The 19,519-nt window shown below is 66.9% G+C and carries 14 protein-coding genes; 12 read left to right on the top strand and 2 right to left on the bottom strand.

Features of this window, described 5'->3' with window-relative positions; translation table 11 throughout:
- The first annotated feature begins 69 nt into the window (after positions 1–69).
- Positions 70–1,896, top strand: a complete 1,827-nt coding sequence (locus tag HD599_RS17270) for a DUF4012 domain-containing protein (protein WP_184239922.1) — start codon at positions 70–72, stop codon at positions 1,894–1,896.
- Positions 1,897–1,973: 77 nt separating this feature from the next.
- Here HD599_RS17270 and HD599_RS17275 read toward each other — a convergent pair whose 3' ends face one another.
- Positions 1,974–4,493 (bottom strand): GH39 family glycosyl hydrolase, encoded by a 2,520-nt coding sequence (locus tag HD599_RS17275; RefSeq protein WP_184239924.1) that lies wholly within the window; start codon positions 4,491–4,493, stop codon positions 1,974–1,976.
- Between the two features lie 73 nt (positions 4,494–4,566).
- Entirely contained in the window at positions 4,567–5,631 is a 1,065-nt protein-coding gene (locus HD599_RS17280; protein WP_184239926.1) for an NAD-dependent epimerase/dehydratase family protein, read from the bottom strand.
- A gap of 513 nt (positions 5,632–6,144) precedes the next feature.
- Here HD599_RS17280 and HD599_RS17285 point away from each other — a divergent pair.
- From HD599_RS17285 to HD599_RS17335, 11 genes are all read left to right on the top strand, one after another.
- Positions 6,145–7,152: a WaaS/CpsH family glycosyltransferase gene (locus tag HD599_RS17285; protein WP_184239928.1), complete on the top strand. Its 1,008-nt coding sequence runs from the start codon at positions 6,145–6,147 to the stop codon at positions 7,150–7,152.
- Positions 7,149–8,213, top strand: a complete 1,065-nt coding sequence (locus HD599_RS17290; RefSeq protein ID WP_184239930.1) for a glycosyltransferase — start codon at positions 7,149–7,151, stop codon at positions 8,211–8,213. Before HD599_RS17285 ends, HD599_RS17290 begins: the two co-directional genes overlap by 4 nt.
- A gap of 5 nt (positions 8,214–8,218) precedes the next feature.
- Positions 8,219–9,700: a hypothetical protein gene (locus HD599_RS17295; RefSeq protein WP_184239932.1), complete on the top strand. Its 1,482-nt coding sequence runs from the start codon at positions 8,219–8,221 to the stop codon at positions 9,698–9,700.
- Entirely contained in the window at positions 9,700–10,881 is a 1,182-nt protein-coding gene (locus HD599_RS17300) for a lipopolysaccharide biosynthesis protein (RefSeq protein WP_184239934.1), read from the top strand. The genes HD599_RS17295 and HD599_RS17300 overlap by 1 nt, the downstream gene beginning before the upstream one ends.
- Positions 10,878–11,882, top strand: a complete 1,005-nt coding sequence (locus tag HD599_RS17305) for a polysaccharide pyruvyl transferase family protein (protein WP_184239936.1) — start codon at positions 10,878–10,880, stop codon at positions 11,880–11,882. Before HD599_RS17300 ends, HD599_RS17305 begins: the two co-directional genes overlap by 4 nt.
- A gap of 131 nt (positions 11,883–12,013) precedes the next feature.
- Positions 12,014–13,432, top strand: coding sequence for an MBOAT family O-acyltransferase (locus HD599_RS17310; protein ID WP_184239938.1), 1,419 nt, complete (start codon positions 12,014–12,016; stop codon positions 13,430–13,432).
- Between the two features lie 18 nt (positions 13,433–13,450).
- Positions 13,451–14,575, top strand: a complete 1,125-nt coding sequence (locus HD599_RS17315; RefSeq protein ID WP_184239940.1) for an alginate O-acetyltransferase AlgX-related protein — start codon at positions 13,451–13,453, stop codon at positions 14,573–14,575.
- A gap of 124 nt (positions 14,576–14,699) precedes the next feature.
- The gene (locus HD599_RS17320) at positions 14,700–16,835 is read left to right on the top strand and encodes an SGNH hydrolase domain-containing protein (protein WP_184239941.1); all 2,136 of its coding nucleotides are present in this window, start codon (positions 14,700–14,702) and stop codon (positions 16,833–16,835) included.
- A 156-nt stretch (positions 16,836–16,991) separates the two neighbouring features.
- Positions 16,992–17,426 (top strand): VanZ family protein, encoded by a 435-nt coding sequence (locus tag HD599_RS17325; protein WP_184239943.1) that lies wholly within the window; start codon positions 16,992–16,994, stop codon positions 17,424–17,426.
- A gap of 298 nt (positions 17,427–17,724) precedes the next feature.
- Complete coding sequence (locus tag HD599_RS17330) at positions 17,725–19,092, top strand: sugar transferase (RefSeq protein ID WP_343062145.1); 1,368 nt, start codon at positions 17,725–17,727, stop codon at positions 19,090–19,092.
- A 6-nt stretch (positions 19,093–19,098) separates the two neighbouring features.
- Positions 19,099–19,497, top strand: a complete 399-nt coding sequence (locus HD599_RS17335) for a GtrA family protein (RefSeq protein ID WP_184239947.1) — start codon at positions 19,099–19,101, stop codon at positions 19,495–19,497.
- Positions 19,498–19,519: the final 22 nt, after the last annotated feature.

Here is a 19,519-nt window from a genome sequence, read left to right on the forward strand (position 1 = left end):
CTGGATAACGACCCGGGCAGGGGTTTCGTCTTATCCGAGTTTTCAGGATGCGTCGGGTAAGTTGGGCCGGTGCCTACGAAACCTCTCGAAAAACAGCCTCAGCACGAGGGTAAGGCGCGCTATCGTGCCAAGTCCCCGTGGGGCACGAAGCAGAAGGTGCTGTTGGGTGCCGGCATCGTCGTCGCCCTCGTCATTCTCGGCGGCATCTGGGTCGGCGCGCTCGCCCTCTCGACGAAGAGTTCCCTCGAGCACGCGCAGGCCACCATCGGAGAGATCCAGGAGAAGGCCGCCGCCCAGGACTTCGAAGGCGCTCTCGCCCTGGTCGACGACGTCAAGTCCGATACGGCGACCGCTGCCAGCAACACCAACCAGCCGGTCTGGCGCCTGTTCGAGTTAACCCCCGTCCTCGGCACCAACCTCACCGCCGTGCGTCAGATCTCGACGGTCATCGACGACCTCGTGGTCAAGGGCATAGACCCGATCGTCGAGGTCGCGGGCGACGGTGTCGACTCGTTCAAGCCGGTCGACGGCCGCATCGACGTGCAGAAGATCCGCGATCTGGCGGCCGCCGTCGCGCTGGCCGACGACCAGGTCACCGCCTCCGTCACCGCCGTCGAGGCCATCAACACCGACGGCACCATCGGCCAGGTCTCCGAAGCCACGACCATGATCCAGGGGCTGCTGACGGATGCCGCCGAGCCGGTCCACCAGGCCCGCGGGGTCATCGACGCCCTGCCGGCGATCCTCGGCGGCGACGCACCGCGCAACTACATCCTGCTCTTCCCGAACAACGCCGAGTCGGTCTCGCTCGGCGGCAACACCGCCGCGTGGGTCCTGCTCAACGTCACCGACGGGGCGATCGCGATCACCGGGCAGCCCAGCTCGCAGGACTTCCCCCGCGACGAGGGCGTCCCGATCGCCCTGCCCGCCGAACCGCTCCAGTTCTACGGTGCCGACCTGTTCTCGTACGCCACCAACGTCGAGCTGCGCCCCGACTTCCCCACCGCGGGAGCCCTCGCCCAGGGCTTCTGGCAGCGCGAGAGCGGCCAGGTCGTCGACGGAGTGCTGTCGTTCGACCCGATCGCGCTGAGCTACCTGCTCCAGGCGACCGGTCCGCTGACCCTCCCCACGGGCGAGGTGCTGCAGGCCGACAACGCCGTGAAGATGCTGCTCAGCGACGTCTACGCGAACTACACGGTGCCCGCCCAGCAGGACGCGTTCTTCGCGGGGGCCGCCGCCGCGGTCTTCAGCGCCGTCACCACGTCGACGCCCGACATCCCCCTCCTGGTGAACGCCCTGTCGCGCTCGGTCGAGGAGCATCGCCTGATGGCGTGGAGCGCGCTGCCCGCGGAACAGGAACTGCTCGCGGGCACGACTATCGCGGGAACCCTCGCCACGGACAACGCCGACAAGACCGAGATCGGGGTGTTCTTCGTCGAGAACTCCGCCTCGAAGATGTCGTACTACCTGAACACGGCCGTGGCCTTGACGAACAACTCGTGCCTCACCCCCGAGACTCCGAACTTCAACGCGAGCATCTCGCTCAACTCGTCGATCTCGGCCGCCGAGTATTCGGCACTGCCGGCCTACGTCAAGTCGCAGGTCTACCTGCGCCCGGTGAAGACCCGCACGCTCGTCTACGTCTACGGGCCCGTCGGTGGCGCGTACATCGACACGACCTGGAACCAGAGCGGCATGCTCTCCGAGGTCGTCTCAGTCGGCACGGACCTCGGCCGTCCGGTCGTCGCGATCGCGGTCGACCTGCGTCCGGGCGAGACCAGCAACGTCTCGGTCACCTTCGCCGGTGCGCCCGGCGAGTACGGCCCGGCCGAAGCACGCGTCACGCCGATGATCAACGCGACCACGGTCGGCACCGCGAACCCCGGCTGCGAGTAACCGGCCCGCCGCGACAACGAGAAAGCCGCACCCGCCCGTCAGGGCAGGTGCGGCTTCGTCGTTGTGTGGCCGGTGCGCTACTCGGCGGCGGCGGCCGCGGCCTGGGTCAGGATGAAGTCGTCCGCCGTGACCTTGCTGCCGGACTCGAGGGTGAACTCGAGAACCGCCGACGTGGCATCCGGCCCGGTCGTGAACGTGACCCAGTTGGACGCCCAGTTCGTCGAGGTGAAGCTGCTCGCGACCCGGTCGCCGCCGAACTCCGACGCGCTGATCGTCGCGATGCCCGCTCCCTTGCCCAGGCGGGCGTGGGTGCCGAACGTGTACGTCGTATCGGGCAGCAGGCCCTCGACCGTCGTGCTCACGGCCGATCCCGGCTTGGCGAGCTGCACGGCCTTGGCGCCGCTGCGGATGTCGCCCGCCAGCACGTTGGCGACGCCGGTCGACGACCAGCCGTCAAGCGTGCCCTCCTCGAATCCGCCGTTCGGGATGCCGAGACGGTACGCCTCGAACTCGGCGAGCTGGAACCCGAAGGTGGGCGGCACGACGGTCGACTCGGGCGACAGCAGCGTGGCGGTCATCCGCAGGTAGCGGTATTCGGCCGCGGGGAACGAGAACGTCTGCGCGCCCGACACCGGGAGGCCGCCGTTGTAGCCGGTCTCGGTGACCGCGGTGGTCCACTCCTCGCCGTCGACCGAACCCTCGATGGTGAAGTCGGTCGGGAAGCCCGTGCCGTCGAACTCCTGCGAGTCGCGGGGCCAGAGCACCACGGTGTCGACGGACTTGGTGGCGCCGAGGTCGACGTTCACCGACTCGGGCTCGGTGGCGACTGTGTGGCTGGCAGAACTCCACCCGCGGGCCGGCACCGTGCGCTCGATCGCGTGACGCTCGCCGTCGGTCAGGCGGGTGACCGCCCAGCCGTTGTCGGGCTCTTCGATCGAAGTGCTCGCGGTGACGGTCGCACCCGACGCGGCGGCGGCCAGGTTGATGGCTGCCGGCTCGGCCGAGCGGGCCTGTTCGCCGGCCTCGGCCTCCGAGGGCGCGAGGGTCAGGGTCACGACGCCGTTGGCGGGCACGAGCACGTCCTTCGCAAAGTCGGCGGACGACGCGAGCACGGTGTCGCTGGTGACCGGCGCGTTCTCGCTCGCGCTCGGGTACGACGGTGCGACCACGGTCGAGGTGTCCGCGAATCCGTTGCCCTTGGTCGAGCTGATGGTCTTCTCGACCACACGGAAGTTCGATTCGGATGCCGCGTAGGGCAGGTTCGCCAGCGAGACCGACATCGTGGTGTTGTTGGGTGTGTTGTTCCAGAGCAGCACGGTGGCCGTCTGGTTCTCCGCACTCTTGGTCACGATGCCCGACAGGTTGTCGGTGTCCATGCCGATACCCGTGTTGTTTCCCTGGGCCGTGCCGTTACCCGAGATCGTCGGCGCCACGAGAGTGTTCTCGAGCTCGGAGAACATCTGGAAGACGTTGCCGAGCGACTTACGGTGGCCGTCGACGGTCACGAGACCGAGGTCGCCGTTGTAGGCCTTGGTGTGGTCGAACCCTTCGACGGGGCTGAAGTAGAAGAACTTGTCTCCGCCGGACTTGGCGGCCAGGGCCATTCTCTTCGCGATGTAGCTGGAGCCGTTGACGCTGGAGTTCGTGTCGGAACCGGTGCCGGCACCCGAATCCATCGACGAGTCGAGGTTCCACTCGGTGACCAGGACGGGAAGGCCGGGGCGGCCCGCCTTCGCGAGCAGCGCCCGCGACGTGGTGATCGGCTCCCAGTTGCCGCGGCGGTAGCTGTGCACCGAGAAGAAGTCGGCGGGGACGCCGGGGTTGGCGCCGAGGAAGTCGATGAACTTCGTCGACCATGTGCCGCTGCCGAGGTCGGACGCGGCGGCGCCGCCCACCTTCGCGGTGGGGTCGGCGCGCTTCACCGCTTCGGCGCTCGCGGTGTAGAAGGTCGCGTACGTGGTGAACGGGCCGGGCCACGAGACGTCGACCTCGTTCCAGACCTCGTAGCTCAGACCGGGGTGACCGAGGTCGCGGTAGTGCGCGACGAGCGCCTCGACGGCGCCGGCCCAGATGGTGAGCGAGCTGCCGCTGTACAGCGGCGCCGGCGTGGCGTTCGACCGGTAGGCGAGCACGAAGAACGGGTCGATGCCCGCGGCCATCAGCGGGCTGACGACCTGGTCGAGCCGGGAGAAGTCGTAGACCGGAACACCGTCGGCACCGATCGAGATGATGTTGTAGAAGTTGTCGTTGAAGATGTGGTCGAGACGGATCTCGTTGATACCCATGCTCGACAGCTGCGAGGCCTGCGCCGCGAACCAGTTGAGGTTGGACATCGGCTCGTAGCCGCCCTGCGACGCCTTGAGCAGCGATTCCGGGTCGAACACGGTGCCCTCGGCAGCGAAGTCGGCCGAGAGGGACGCGGTGCCGGTGCTGGCGGTCGCGGCCTCCGCGGGGTCGACGGTGACCGGCGACGGCGCGAAACTCGGCTGTGCCGGCACGTCGGGCGTCGGGGTCGGAGTCGGCGACAGCTCGATCGGAGCGCACGCGGACAGCGCGAGAATGGCCGACAGCGCTGCAGCTGTGGCTAATCTCGGCATACGGCGCCGGAAGCGTGCTTTCGAAATGTGGACGGAAGGTGCTTGGGGGCCGTGGGTCATATGTATCTTTCCGTTATCCCTGTCGTGCGAAGTCGAGGAGCCCGCTGACGCCGGTGGCGAATGACACCTGCGGGTCGTACCCGATCTCCGCGCGAGCGGGTTCGATGTCGGCGGAGGCGGCGCGAACGTCGCCGAGGCGGAACTTCGTGGTGATCACCGGCGCGGGGCTGCCGGCGACCTCGGCGAGTTCGGTCGCGTAGTCGAGAAGTGTTCCCTGCGATCCCGACCCGATGTCGAGGAGGCGGAAGCCGGACTCGGGCAGCTTTTCGATCGAGGCGTGGAAGGCGCTGACCACGTCGTCGACGTGCACGAAGTCGCGGATGATCCCGCCGCCCTCGTAGACGTCGATCGGCTTGCCGGCGATCGCCTGGGTCGCGAAGAAGGTGAGGACGCCGGTGTAGCTGTTCTCGAGGGCCTGGCCGGCGCCGTAGACGTTCTGCAGACGCAGGACCGTGAGTGGCACGTCCATCGCCGTGCACCAGGAGCTGAGGATGTGCTCTTGGGCGAGCTTGGTGGCCGCGTAGACGTTGGTGGGGCGGGGCTCGACGGTCGCGGCGTTGTGCGCGACGGCGGTTCCCTGCTCGCCGTCGGGGCCGAAGGGCTCCCACTCTTCGCGAAGCAGCTGGGCCTCGCCGCGGGCCTGGGCGTAGTACGACTCGCCGCTGTTCGACAGCCACTGGCCTTCGCCGTAGACGGCACGAGATGACGCGAGCAGGATCGATTCGGGGCGGTGGCCGCTGTTCGACAGGGCGTCGAGCAGCTGGGCTGTGCCCGACACATTGACCGACGCGTGACGGTTCGACTGGGTCAGCGACTGTCCGGTTCCGGTCTCGGCGGCGAGGTGGACGACGATCTCGGGACGGTGCTCCTCGACGACGGCAGCCCACATCGCGCTGTCCGTGACATCTCCGACGATGCGTACGGCCTCGGCGGGCGAGTTGGCGGGCCACTCTCCGGAGGCGTGGACCTGCGGGTGCAGGTTGTCGACGAGCACGAGGGAGTAGTCGGCGCTGAGGCGGTTTGCCAGCTTGGTGCCGATGAATCCGGCACCGCCCGAGATAAGAACAGTCTTAGTCATGGTGAATTCTTTCATTTGTTTCCGGGCGACTCCCTGTCGCCCTTTGCGTGTTGAGAATTACTTCGCCACATTCGGCACCGCTCCAGTTCAACTCTCACGGTCTCCGCGCGGGAAATGCAAGGCAACTCAGCGTGTTCGCAGTGGATGGCCCGTGCGGGTACGGTGTTCGGTCGCGCTGAGTTCCCCGACGACAGCCACTACGGAGACCCCTGTCTCCGCGCCTGCACCTTTGAACAATCCTCTAGTCATGTATACGATCTCATGCGGCACCACACGGGTTTCGCGTTCCAGTCGTACGTGGCTCAGGGGTGCATCCCCGACTGCTACGCGTTCAGTTTACGCATTGACAGGTAGAATCGAATTCCCGAGTACCGGGCTAGTCCGTACTCATCGGGTTGACAGCGCTCCGCACACGGCGATCAAGCGTGGTGAACGCCAGTTCGACAGAAGAAGGTGGGGGTGGGGGATGCTGTCTGAGATGCACAGAACAAGCGACTTGCTCCCAGAGGTTTCATGAGGCTCCTGTTTATCACGCCCTCGTTTTTCGGGTACGAGAAAGTCATCGTCGACGCCTTCCGCAGTCGTGGCGTGGACGTCGACCTCGCCGACGAGCGGCCGAGCAACTCCGCCGTCGCCCGCGCCGTGCTCCGCATCGCCCCGACACTCGTGCAGAGTTCGCTCAAGCGTCACTACGACGACCTGCTCGCGCGCTTCGGCGACGTCCAGTACGACGGGTTGCTGGCAATCAAGGGTGAGAACCTGCCCGAGTGGTTCCTCCGCGAGTTCCGTGCGCGCAACCCCGGCGCCGTGACGATGTTCTACTCCTTCGACGCGATTTCGAACAGTTCGCACTGTGTCTCGCTCTTCCCCCTGTTCGACCGGCTGTACTCCTTCGACCGCGGCGACGTCGCCCGGTACCCCGTGCTCGAGTACAAGCCCCTCTTCTACAGCGCCGACTTCGCACACGCCGACCCCACGCGTCCCAGCCGCTACCTCGCCTCGTTCGTGGGCACGCTGCATAGCGACAGATATGAGTTCGTCCGGGCGATCACCCGCGACCTCGACATCCAGAGCACTCTCTCGTATTTCTATTCGCAGGCGAAGTGGTATTTCCTCGTCCAGAAGCTCACCGACCGGCGTAACGCCCGGGTGAGCATGTCGGAGGTCTCCTTCGACAAGATGGACCGCACCCAGGTCGCCGAGATCTTCGCCTCGTCGCGGGCCGTCATCGACTTCCAGCGGCCGGGCCAGTCCGGTCTGACCATGCGCACGTTCGAGGCGCTCGCCAGCGGTGCCGCCCTCATCACGACCAACGCGTCGGTGAAGGACGAGCCGTTCTACTCGCCCGACCGCGTGCTCGTCGTCGACCGCGATCCCGCCGCCATCGATTCCGCCGCGGTCGCCGCGTGGATCGAAGCACTGCCGCCCTCCGCCGCTCCGCCGGCAGGGTTCGACACGTACAGCGTTTCGGAATGGGTCGAACCGTTCGTCAGCGCCCTGAACGACAAGGCCGCCCGATGAAGATCGTGATCGACGTCTCCGGCGCCCCGGAGCGCTCCGGCGGCATGAAGGTCCACGCGACCGAGCTGGTGCGCGCGTGGTCCGAGAGCTACCCGACCGACGAGCTCATCGTCGTCGGGCCCGCCTGGGTCGAGACCGGTTTCGCGGCCGAGAAGAATGTCACGCCCCGGGCGATCACCCGTGACGGAGTGCCGTCGCGGTTCTTCACCCAGCTGTTCGCCGCACGGCAGATCTTCCGGTCGACGAAGGCCGACGCCCTGCTGTCGCTCAGCTCGATCGTCAGCCCGTTCGTCTCGTCGAGCTCCACCGCCTGCTTCGTGCACGACTGGCGCCACATCACCGAGCCCGGCGAGATGGGGCTCGCGCAGCGTGCCTACCGTCGACTCTGGATCTGGTCGATCCGGTCCGCCGGCACCACCTTCGCCGTCTCCGAGAAGACGCGCGAAGAGACACTGCGCTTCTCGAAGCCGCAGCGGCTGATCCTCGCCGAGAACGGCGGCGACCACCCGCGTCGCTGGCCGCAGATCGCCCGCACCGAGCGCGAGCGTCCGAGGCTCGTCACGTTCGGCCACTTCATCAACAAGCGCCCCGAACTCGTCATCGAGAGCCTCGCCGAGCTGCGTACATCCGGCCGGCCGATGGATCTCGTCGTGGTCGGCGCTAAGGGCGACTACGCCGACGAGCTCCGTGCGCTCGCCGAACGGCTGGGCGTCAGCGACCTGCTGACCCTCCCCGGATTCGTGCCCGACGCCGAACTGCACGGCCTCATGCAGAACGCCGACGTCGTCATCCTCGCCTCGACCGACGAGGGCTACGGGTTCCCCGTCGTCGAGGCCAGCTACTTCGGCGTCCCCGTCGTGGTCGCCGCGGACAGCGGTATCGAAGACATCCACGGCAGCCGGGTCGTCGTCGGACCGGCCACCGCTGCAGGTCTCGCCGGAGCCGTGACCGCGGCTCTCGGTCAGAAGCCCGTGGAGGGCGACGCGCCGCCGATCGTGGCCTGGGCCGAGACGGCAGCCGTCGTCCGTCGCGCACTCCTCACAGCCGAACACGGAAACTAGAGACTATGAGCACACGGACGAATCGCCCGGGACAACCGTTCGCAGGTGTACTGGCGTTTTTCCGTGAACTGGGGCTTCTGCCCAACCTGATCCTCGGCGCGGCCGTCGTCGTGCTCATCGGCCTGCAGATTCCCGCCGTCGTCGACGGTACGGGCGAGGCCGGCGAGATCGCCCGCAACATCCTCTCCTGCCTGGCGCTCGTCGGCATGGGCGTCGGTTCCTACGTCGCCTGGCCCAGCCGGTGGAACATCCCCGCGCATCTCCAGGTCGCGTTCGCGATTCCGGCCTACGTGCTGCCCCTGCTCGGTCTCGACGTGTTCGGCACGTGGGACAACGACCTGGTGATCCTGTACACGCGGCTGGTCGGCTACGGCTTCGTGGCGATGACCGCGGGAACGCTGATCGGGCGCGTCCTCGTCGACCGCTTCTTCGGCGAGAAGCGCGAGGCCGCGGTGCGCGGTCTCGTCGTGCGCGCGGCGGTCGACGCCCCCCGCCGGGTGCTCGTCGTCTCGGTCGCCTCCGTCATCGTGCTGATCGTCTGCTTCGCCGTGATGGGCTTCGTGCCGGCGCTCACCGCCGACCCCGGTGCCGCCAAGTTCTTCAAGGGCATCTACCACGAGCCGTACGAGCAGGTCTCGATCCCCTACCGGTTCGTCACGACGCTGATCCCGGTGCTTCTGCCCATCGTCGGCGTGTACGCCTGGACCCGCCGCCGCAAGGTGTGGTGGATCGTCATCCTCGCCGCGACCATCGGCGTCATGCTGCTCTGCCTGCTGCGCGAACCGGCCGTCAGCGGGGCGCTCATCGCCCTCGGCGTCGTGCTCGCGTACTACAAGCGCTTCTTCATCGCGTACCTTGCCGCTCTGATCGCGGTGTACGTCGCGGGCAGTGCCCTGTACGTCATCCTCGCCCTTCTCGGCTTCTCGCAGTACGAGAGTGTGATCAAGTCGGGGCAGAACCTGATGAGCTCGATCGCATCGGGCGCCCCCGACATCCCCGACCAGCTGAAGCTGCTCGCCGCCTGGCTGCCGAACTACGAGCTCACGCTCGGTCGCACCTTCGTCGGCGGGCTGATCCCGGGCAACTTCGAGTGGAACCCGTCGGTCTGGACGTTGACCACCCTCAACCCGACCACCGACATCGAAGAAATCCGCTCGGGCGGCCTGCGCCTTCCCGCGCCGGTGTGGGGCTACGTGAGCTTCGACTGGGTCGGCGCCATCGTCGTCGCCCTGCTCTCCGGCGTGATCATCGGAATCCTCGCCCGCGGCGGCGCACGCCTGCTGCCGGGCCTCAGCCTCGAAACCGCCGCGATGCTGATGGTCGTCTATCTCGCGGCCGTCGAGGTGTTCCCCGCCTTCTACCGCCTCAGCTACCTCTCGGTGCTGGGACTCATCCTGGTCCTCGTCCTGTTCTTCGTCCGCGTCCCCGCCCGATGGCAACGCCGACGAAGCGGGGAACCCGCTCTCAGTAACGGGGACGTGGACTAGTGCGCTATGCCCGGCTCCTGGCACCCACGGCGGGAACGGGCCTCCTGCGCATCGCGCAGCTGGCCTCGCTGTTGGCGATCACCCGACTCACGGAGGGCGACCTCCAGAGCTTCCTGGTCACCGGATTCGGTGTTCTCGCGTCGTTCTCGGTCATCAGCGATTCGGGCGCCGCGAATTACCTGCTCAGCCTGAACCGCGAGCGGCAGAACCGTGCCACCTATGCGATGGTGCTCGGCCTGCAGGCCTGCATCGCCGCCGTCGTGCTCGTCGCGGTGTTCGTCTTCCTGATCCTGATCTCCCCCGACGGGTTGAACACGGGCCACTTCGCGATCCTGATAGCCCTCGCGCTGTCGCAGACCCTCGACGGCGTCGGCCGGGCGGCCAAGGCACCGCTGCTGGTGAACCGACGCGACGACCTCTTCGCCGCCCCCGACATCGCGACCGGGGTCGCCAAGCTGGCCGTCGTCGGCATCGCGCTGCTGGCGTCGAACCTCGACGTGCTGATGTTCATGCCGCTCGTCTCCGCGGCGGCCCTCGCGGTGGTCGTCGTTCTGGTCCGGCGGGGTCTCGGTACCGAGGCGAAGCCCGAGCCGAAGCTCTTCCGCAAGGTGCTCGAGATCGGCCTCACCGGTTCGCTCAGCGCGCTCTACTCGCAGTCGCCGATGTTCCTCGCCGCCGCTCTGCTGCCGCTCAACGTGGCCGCCGAACTCGCCGTCATCTTCCGAGTCGTGCAGGCGCTCGAACTCGTACCGGCGACGCTGTCGGTGCAGATGATCCCGCGCATCAAGGCCGACAAGTCTCCGCTCCGCCTCTGGCTGATGTTCCTCTCGGCGGGACTCGCCATCGCGCTCGTCGTGATCTTCTGCTGGCCGATCGTGTCGACCCTGCTCGACATCGCCTTGCGCCCCGAGTTCTACATCCCCGTGACCATCGCCTTCGCGTTCAAGTGCGGCAACTACGCGATCGTCGCCTACCTCCTCGGCTCGGGCCGCGTGCGCGCCCGCCTCATCGTCACCGTCGCCACCGGAGTCATCGCGCTCCTCCTCGTCACCGGCTGCGCTCTCGCGTGGGGCGGGTTCGGGCTCGCGATCGCCACCGCCGCCATCGAGCTCGTCTTCTTGGGCGTCGCCATCCTCGTTCTCGGCCGAACACGCCGCACCCCAGAAAGGCTGGTCTCGTGAAGATTCTGGTTGTCAGTTCCGACCGCACGGGCGACGATCACGTCGCGATCAACCTCGGCGACGCGCTCCTCACCGACGCCCTCGTCCAGGCGCTCCGTGCCCGCGGGCACTCGCCGCTCGTCGCCGACTTCGGCCACGAGCGTCACGGCGACGGCGAACCCCGCCTGAAGCTCGACGGCGTGGCAAGCCTGGTCCGCGCCGTCCGTGCCGCGGACGCGGTCATCATCGGCGGCGGTACCTTGCTTCAGGATGACGGACCGAAGCACGGTCTCGGAGGCCTGCCGCGTCTCTGCGCCACGGTGGTCGGCGTCGCGAAGGCGACCGGCACACCCGTCGGCTTCTACGCGGTCGGCTGCGACCCGGTCGAGCGTTTCCTGCCGAAGATGCTCCTGCGCTTCGCCGTGCACAACGTGCCCGTCTTCGTGCGCGAGACGACGAGCGCCGAGCGGGTCAACGGCCAGCTCCGCGGCACGGCCCACGTCGGCGCCGATGCGAGCCTCCTGCTCTCGCACCGCACCGCGCCCGCGACCGAGGGCGGCCCGCTGGTGCTCACGCTCAACCGCAAGCACGCGGCTGCCGTCACCGCCGAGCACGTCTCGGCGCTGCGCGCGAAGTACGGCTCGGTCGTGTTCCTCAACATGTCGCAGAGCGGAGACGGCCTGACCGACTCCGCAGCCGTCGAACCCGCGGCTCTCGCCCTGTTCGACCGGGTGACGTCGACCCTGTCCTGGCCGGAGGCCGAGAGCATCATCGCCGGCGCATCGGCCGTCGTCGGCTCGCGAATGCACGCCCTGTACGCGTCCATGCTGCTCGGCCGCCCGATGGTCGCGGTGTCGGATCTGCCCAAGGTCGTGACTTTCGCTACTGAATTCGAGGTGCCGCGCGTCGGCAGTATCGCGGAAGTCAGTAGTGTTGAGCCGCGGCTGGCCAACGACGGCGTACTGTCGGCCGCGACATCCCGGGCAGTCAAATCGCTCGACGATCTGCTCGCGGCGTTGTAGAGCCACCGTCGCACGCAGAATCACCCCGTCCATCGTTCTGAGGCCTGCCGCACCGCAAGCCGAGCTGTCATCCACTAAAAGAGGCGTCATTGGTCTTCTCGAGCCCGACATTCTTGTTTGTGTTCCTGCCGGTGACACTGCTCGTCTACCACCTGCTCCCGGTCCACGGCAGAACGCGTAACTGGTGGCTGCTGCTCGCCAGCGTGCTCTTCTACTGGTGGGGCGTCGGCGGCGAGATCGTCGCGATCTCGTTCGTCGCGGTCTTCAGCTTCGTGGCCACGTGGGTCAGCTGGTACATCACCAAGAAGCGCGTGCAGTCGGGGCACCCCGGCGCCGCGCGTGTGCCGTTGGCATTGACGGTAGCGATCATCCTGATCCCGCTCCTCGTCTTCAAGTACATCCCGCAGGCCGCAGAGTCGGGCGTCCCGGGGTTCACCCGGCTCGCCGACAGTTTCGGTGCCGCCGATTGGATCCTGCCGCTGGGCATCTCGTTCTTCACCTTCCACGCGGTGTCGTTCGCGGTCGACTCCGCCCGCACCGGGTTCCCGCTCACCCGGTCGTTCCCGTCCTACCTGATGTACCTCTTCGTCTTCCCGCACCAGATCGCCGGCCCCATCGTGCGATACGCGGAGATCAAGGAAGAGATCGAGAACCCGCGCGTCATCACCCCGTCCCGGCTGGGATACGGGGCGAGCCGGTTCACCTGGGGTCTCGCCAAGAAGGTGCTCATCGCCGACAACGCGGGCCTCGTCGCCAACGCGATGTTCGACAGCGCGGCGTACTCGGGCCAGCTATCGGCACCCGGGGCGTGGATCGGCGCGATCGCCTACGCGATCCAGATCTACTTCGACTTCAGCGGCTACTCCGACATGGCGATCGGTCTCGCCGCGATGCTCGGTTTCCACTTCCCCGAGAACTTCCGTTCGCCGTACGCGTCGCACAGCATCAGCGACTTCTGGCGGCGGTGGCACATCACGCTCACGCGCTGGTTCCGCGACTACGTCTACATCCCGCTCGGCGGAAACCGTCGGGGAGCGGTGGTCGAATACGGCGCCCTGCTCGTCGTGTTCGCGCTGACATCGCTCTGGCACGGCGCCCTCGTCGGGTTCCTGATCTGGGGTGGCCTGCAAGCCGCCGCGATGCTGATCGAGCGGGCCACGGGGCTGCGCGACTCGAAGCGCTTCCTCCTCGTGCGGCGCATCCTGACCGCGTTCTTCATCCTGTTCGCCTGGGTGCCGTTCCGCACCACCGACTTCGAGCACTCGGTCGAGATCTGGCGCGCGATGCTGTTCCGCTACCCCGCCGACTTCGTCGCCCCGCAGATCCTGACCTCGCTGACGTCGCTCTCGATCGCGGCGCTGATTCTCGGGGCCTTGGCGTTCTTCGCCTCCTCGAAGCGCACCGGCTTCGAGCGTGTCTTCGCCCCGACCGAGGGCAACCTCGCCGTGAGCAAGGTCCGTGGCTGGGCGGTCGCCCCCGTCCTGTTCGTCGTGACGATCGCGGGGGTGCTGCTGTCCGACTTCAGCCCGTTCCTCTACTTCCAATTCTGAGCCTGAGAGATTCTTCACATGGACGCGAATAAGAAAGACCGACGCACGGTTCTCGCAGCCGTCGCCTGCGGGTCTGCTCTGCTGCTGTCGATCTGGTTGATCCCCGGCAACGTCGCCGAACGCCAGAACCGCGAGCAGCGCGCCTTCCCCGACCTGACCACGTCGAACTGGGCCGATCCCGCCACCTGGGCAACGGTCGACTCCGCACTGCGGGACGACCTCGGCGCCCAGGTCTACGTGGCCGAGGCGACGGCATCCGTCAGCGCCCTCCTCCTGCACCGCAGCCCGAACAGCAGCACCTACGTCAGCGGCGGCGGCCAGCCGTTCTTCGCGTCGGACTTCATCTTCCCGTGCCGCACGAACGCGACGCGGCTGGGAATTCTCGAAGACAGCCTGACGACCGACGCCGCTGTGGCGGAGGCCCAAGGTGTCTATGCCCTTTACGTGGTCGCGCCCGACAAGTCGACCATCAGGCGAGACGAGCTCGGGGGTACGGCTCACTCGCTTCTGCGTTGCACCGACCCCGTCCGCGAGACCGTCCAGGGCTGGGCGGCACAGGGCGAACTGCCTCTCGTGACCCTCTGGGACGAGGTCGAAGAATTCGACGCCGAGAGAGCGGATGACGGTGGCGTCTACTACTACGGAGACAGCCACTGGAACGCCTACGGCGCGAGCGTCTTCACCACGAAGTTGCTCGAGCGACTGGTCGCCGACGACGAAGCGCCCAGCGGTGTGCTCGAGTCTCTCGAGAACTACGAGATCGAGCCGGGCGAAGAGAAGGTCACCGACCTCTTCAAGACAATCGGCCTCGCCATCCCCGCCGACCGCGACGAGATCGTCTTCGACCGCCCGGGTGTCACGACCGAACGCTCGACGATCACCAACTCCGAGGGCACCGAGATGACCCACTACGAGAACGAGACGACGGATGCCCCGCTCGTCGAAGGCCGGACCCTCATCCTGGGCGACTCGTTCCTCCAGGCCCACTCGATTCCTCAGTTGTCCACATTCTTCGAGCAGGTTACTTTTGGATCTTTGCTCGACTATGTGGACTACAGCCAGTACGACCGCATAATCATGGAACGCGTTCAACGCAATACGGCCGAACCCGGCTGGCCCACGCTCACCGAACCCGCCCAGTAGCAATCAGATGTGCGGCCACGAACCAGCCGTCTCGTGACCGTGATCTCGCCCGTCGCCGCTCCGCGGTTGCCGCACCCATAGATCGGATCGACCACCAATGAGCAGTGAGCAATCAGTCCCGCCGGTGGCGACCACGAAGGACGGCAACAGCACGAAGTCCGTCGCGGGCGGAGGTTTCCGCCCCGAGATCCAGGCACTGCGCGCCGCCGCGGTCTTCATCGTCGTCGTCTACCATCTGTGGCCCGCACAGCTGCCCGGCGGCTATGTCGGCGTCGACGTCTTCTTCGTCATCTCCGGCTTCCTCATTACCTCTCATCTGCTCGGCGAGGTGCACCGCACGGGCACCGTCTCGCTGAGCCGGTTCTGGGCGCGCCGAATCCGACGGCTTCTACCCGCGTCCCTTCTCGTACTCGCCGCGACCCTTGTCGCGGCGCTGATCTGGCTGCCCAACACCGTGCTGCAGCAAAACCTGGAGCAGATCGGCGCGAGCGCCATCTACCTCGTCAACTGGTTGTTGGCCCGGGACGCGGTCGACTACCTCGGCGCGGAGAACGCGTCGTCGATGGTTCAGCACTTCTGGTCGCTGTCGGTGGAAGAGCAGTTCTACATCGGCTGGCCCGTATTGCTCGTGGTCGTCTTGGCGATCGTCCGGATCGGACGTTCCCGCGTCGCCGCTGGACGCCTCTGGCCGAGCGTGCGCCTCGCCGTGACGGTCGCGCTGGTCGGTGTGTTCCTGGTGTCGCTGGCCTACTCGATCTGGCAGACGAACCGTTCGCAGCCGCTCGCCTACTTCAGCACTTTCGCCCGCGCGTGGGAGTTCGCCGCGGGAGCGTTGCTCGCCGCCGGCATCGTGCTCTGGCCGAAGCTCGGCTCGCCTGCCGGCTCGACCAAAGCGCCGGTCGTCGGCGAGATCGCCACGTGGCTGGGAATCGCAATGATCGGCGGATCCGCCTTCGTCTTCCAGGACTCGTCGCCGTTCCCCGGCTCGATCGCTCTGATCCCCGTCGTCGGGTCGGTCCTCTTCATCGTCGGTGCGGGTATGACGGGACCGAAATCCCTGACTCGCCGGCTCTTCAGCCTGACACCGATCCAACGAGTCGGTGACTGGTCGTACGCGATCTACCTCTGGCACTGGCCCTTCATCGTGCTCTTCCCCTTCGTGTTCCATGCGGAACTCGGCGTCGTCGGCAAGGTCGCTATCGCCGTCGTGAGCGTGCTCCTCGGCTATCTGACCAAGATTCTCGTCGAAGACCCGGTGCGGTCGGGGCGCTGGTGGGCCCGCCGCCGCTGGCCCTCGTTTGCGCTCGCCGTCGTGGGTGCGCTGCTGTTGATCACTGTCTCCACCGGCGGGTCCGTGCTCGTCGACCGCGAGAAGGACCAGGCCCGTGTCTGGGCGCAGGAGCAGCTCGACAGCGACGCCCCGTGCTTCGGCGCGCGGGCGATGGCAGAGGGCGCCGACTGTGCCGGCAAGTTCGACCTGTCCGACCGCACTGACATCGGCTTCGCGGCAACTGACCTCGACCCCGACTGGTGTGTCGCGGAGCCCGGCGTCGAGTGGGCAAGCTGCGAATACGGCGACACGACCGATCCGACGGCGACGATCGCGCTCGTGGGCGACTCGCACGCTGCGTCCCTCGTGCCCGCGTTCGACGAGTACTTCGCCGAGCAGGGCTGGAGAGTCGTCACCTATCTGCGAGTCGGGTGCCCTGCCGCTACGGTCAACACGATCATCGTCCCCGGACGCGAGCAGTGGGCTCAGGACGAGTGCACCACGTGGTCGGGTCGCGTACTCGACGAAGTTGAAGAACGCGACGATATCGACGTTGTTGCCTTCTCTAACTTCTCGGTCGCATATCTGAGCGCGGCCGTGCCCTCGGACCAGCAGCTGACCGCCCAAGAGATCGCCTCGACCTGGACGGCTGTCGAGGAATCCGGCAAGCAGGTCGTGTTCGTGCGCGACGTGCCCGGCACGGGACAGTCCAACGTGCCGAACTGTCTCGCGAAAAGTGTCGCCGTGGAATCGCCGTGTTCCACCGAGCGGTCGGCGAGTGTCCCCGACAACGCCTTCATCACCGCGACGACCCTGGATGACAGGGTCCCGCTCATCGACATGACGGACTACTTCTGCGACGAGGACACCTGCTATTCGGTGATCGGGGACGTGGTGACCTACGCCGACTCAAACCACGTCAGCGGTACCTACGTGAAAACGCTGGCGCCGTTCCTCGGCGACCGGATCATGGCGGCCCTGGCGCGGTAGCTGCGCGGGCCGGCCGGGGGAGCCGATTAGTCTGTACTTCCACGGCGATGAAGGGCGAGGCCTCGTGCCACGCCCTTGATAGGAGAACATTCCATGGCGCAACCCGGCACTGCTCCCCCTCGGAGCCGTTTGAGACTGTGGCTCGGGCTGATCGGATTGGCATCGACGCTCCTCGTCGTCCTGTTGGCGACACTCTGGCCCACCCCGCTCGATCAGGGCTACGAGGGCGCCGTCAACCGCTTTATGTCCGTGCTCTACCGCAGCGGCGTTCCGCTCTGGTTCGGCTACAACAAGCTCGAGTTCACCGCGAACATCATCATGTTCGTGCCCATCGGGTTCCTCGTCTCGCTGCTGCTGCCCCAGCGCATCTGGTGGCTCGCCATCATCATCTGCCCGGCGTTCTCCGTCGGTATCGAGCTGACACAGGCGACGTTCCTGTCGGCGCGGTTCGCCACGCCCCTCGACGTGGCATCGAACTCGATCGGTGCGCTGATCGGGATCGCGGTCGCCATGATCCTGCGCAGCCTCGTCTATCAGCGCGACCAGCTGATTATTTCTCGCGCCCTCTGGGAGCGCGGAATCCGTCCGTAACTGGCCGCGCACAGCGCCGTGATTCCGCGCCCGCGAGGGCGCAGCCGCATCATATGGCGACGGGCGGACCGGCGCACGGTGGGTCTGTCGGCTGCTAGGCAGGCCTGATTTGGCGTATTGTGACACTCGCCTATCAAATGAGCGACCATCTGTCGCTCTTCGTGCGGAACTCGTCGCAATGTCAGGACGAAGGGAACAGAGGACTATGACTGCCGAGCGGACGCGAACAGCTAACCGTGTGCGGAGGATTGCGTGGCAGCGCAATTACGCATTCCGCATCGCAGTCTCTGACATCTTCGTGGTCGCGGCATCGGTCGGAGTCACCCAGCTCATCTGGTTCGGCTTCGAGTCGCGTCAGCTGGCCTGGAACATCTCCCTCACCCTGGGCTACACCGCCGTATCCCTCATCGTCGCGGCGACCTGGCTGTTCGTCCTCGCCGCCTACTCGACCCGCAACCGCAAGATCATCGGCAGCGGCACGCTCGAGTACAAGCGCGTCGCCGACGCCACGCTCCGCATGTTCGGCGTGCTCGCCGTCGTCGCCTACCTCGGCGAGATCGAACTCGCCCGCGGCTACTTCCTCACCGCCCTCCCGTTCGGGCTCGGACTGCTGCTGCTCTCCCGGTGGTCGTGGCGCCAGTGGCTCCGCAAGCAGCAGGAAGAGGGCGCGTTCCTCTCCCGCGCCATCCTCGTCGGCGAGCGTCTCAAGTCCGTGCACGTGGCGCACACGATCCGTCGCGCGCCCGGCACCGGCATGGAGATCGTCGGCGCCTTCACCCGCAGCGGCACCACGTCGCTGAACCTGTACGACGACATCCCGGTCCTCGGCGACTTCAACGACCTGCTGCAGGGCATCGACGACTACCAGATCGACTCCGTGATCCTCACCGGAGCCGACGACATCGGCCCGATCGACATGCGCAAGCTCGGCTGGGACCTCGGCGAACGCGAGGTCGAACTGATCGTCGCCCCCGCGCTGACCGACGTTGCGGGCCCCCGCATCCACTCGCGGCCCGTCGCGGGCCTCCCGCTCATCCACGTCGAGTACCCGACGCTCGAGGGTCCGAAGCGCTTCGCGAAGCGCGCGTCGGACATCGCCGGCTCGGCCCTGCTCATCGTGCTGCTGTCGATCCCGCTGCTCGTCGTCGCCATCATCATCAAGGCCACGAGCCCCGGCAATCTCATCTACCGCCAGGAGCGCATCGGCCGCGGCGGCCGCCCCTTCGGCATGCTCAAGTTCCGGTCGATGGTCAAGGATGCCGACGACCAGCTCGAGAGCCTGCTCGACGCGCAGGGCACCTCCGACACCCCGCTCTTCAAGGTCATCAACGACCCGCGCATCACGCCCATCGGCAAGTTCATCCGCAAGTACTCGATCGACGAGTTCCCGCAACTGTTCAACGTGCTCTTCGGCCAGATGAGCCTCGTCGGCCCCCGTCCGCAGCGCGCCGCAGAGGTCGCCCTCTACGACGACATCGCCCACCGCCGGCTCATCATGAAGCCCGGTATGAGCGGTCTCTGGCAGGTCAGCGGCCGGTCCGACCTCAGCTGGGAAGACGCGATCCGCCTCGACCTCTACTACGTGGAGAACTGGTCGATGACCGCGGACCTGCTCATCCTCTTCCGCACGGTCCGCGCGGTCGTCGCGCCCACCGGCGCCCACTAGGAGCGATTGATCCAGCGCCTCCTCGCCCGGGAGCAGTTCCGTTTTCTGCTCGTCGGCGGGGTGAACACCGTCGTCGGCTACGCGCTCTTCGTCGTCTTCGAGCTGCTCTTCGGGCAGTACCTGCTCAGCCTCTACCTGTCGTACGCCGTCGCGGTGCCGCTCGCGTTCTTTCTGCACCGCCGGTTCACCTTCCGCGTGAGCGGCACCGTAGTCGCCGATTTCACCCGGTTCGTGGGCGTCTACCTGGTCTCCCTCGCCGTGAACACGGTCGTCCTCCCGGCCCTCGTCGAGCTGCTGCACCTGCCCCCACTCGTCGCCCAGGCCGTCTCCGTCGTCGTCACGACGGTGATCTCCTACGTCGGCCACAAGTGGTTCTCGTTCCGCCGGGCCCGACCGACCGCGTAGCCCCTCCCACCGGTGAACCGCG

This window comes from Conyzicola lurida (assembly GCF_014204935.1).
Classification (GTDB): Bacteria; Actinomycetota; Actinomycetes; order Actinomycetales; family Microbacteriaceae; genus Conyzicola; species Conyzicola lurida.